This window comes from Leucobacter sp. M11 (genome assembly GCF_035726885.1).
Taxonomy (GTDB): Bacteria; Actinomycetota; Actinomycetes; order Actinomycetales; family Microbacteriaceae; genus JAPFRB01.
Genome location: NZ_JAPFRB010000004.1, coordinates 167111 through 167878 on the forward strand (window position 1 = coordinate 167111; position 768 = coordinate 167878).

Below are 768 nucleotides of genomic sequence, written 5' to 3' on the forward strand. Positions count from 1 at the left end.
TTGTCGGAGCCAAAGGCGAGCATCCCGAGCCCGATCAGCCACTTGCCGAGCGGCGGATGCACGGCATTCGAGGCGTCCCCGCTCATCTCCGCGAGCTGTGCCGCGCCGAGCGCCGCGCCCAGGTCATCGGGCCACGTCGTCGGAAACCCGTGCACGAGCTGGCTCGCCGCATCCCGAACGTAGTACAGCTCATCAAAGACCAGTGTGTTCGGATGATCCAGCCGCCACAGCCGAACCGCGGCGGCCAGGGCCAACACGAGCGACGGAAGCAGCCACGGCAGACGCCGCAGCCGATCGACGAACCGCGGGGCGGTGCGCGACGGGGCAGAGATCTGGCTCACGACCCCCAGACTAGTGTCGCGGGCCCCCTCCCGTCCTCCCCGGGCGGCCCTCATATCCGCCCGCCGGCCCCGACGCGCGGGAAACCGGGCGCGAAACCCCGCCGCCCCCGCGCCGCCCGGCTTCGTTAGGCTGGGACCATGATCATTCTCGCGGCCACTCCGATCGGCAACCTCGGGGACGCCTCCCCCCGGCTGCGCGACACCTTTGAACAGGCCACCGTGATCGCCGCCGAGGACACCCGGACCACGGGCCAGCTGCTCCGCCTGCTCGAGATCGACAACCGGCCCGAGCTCGTCAGCCTCCATGAACACAACGAGCGCGACCGCGCCGCCCAGCTCGTTGAGCGCGCAAAAACCGAGGACATCGTGCTCGTCTCCGACGCCGGAATGCCGGCCGTCTCCGACCCCGGGTATCACCTCGTCCAGC

At 70.4% G+C, this 768-nt stretch carries 1 protein-coding gene and 1 pseudogene; one reads left to right on the forward strand and one right to left on the reverse strand.

Going from position 1 to position 768, the window contains the following annotated elements:
• Nucleotides 1–341: pseudogene (locus OOT08_RS12745) on the reverse strand (hypothetical protein); the annotation flags it as partial.
• 138 nt (nucleotides 342–479) lie between these two features.
• On the opposite strand from OOT08_RS12745, the gene rsmI reads away from it, so the two are divergent.
• The coding region (rsmI, locus tag OOT08_RS12750) for a 16S rRNA (cytidine(1402)-2'-O)-methyltransferase (protein ID WP_325093118.1) at nucleotides 480–768 on the forward strand (289 nt) is incomplete at its 3' end.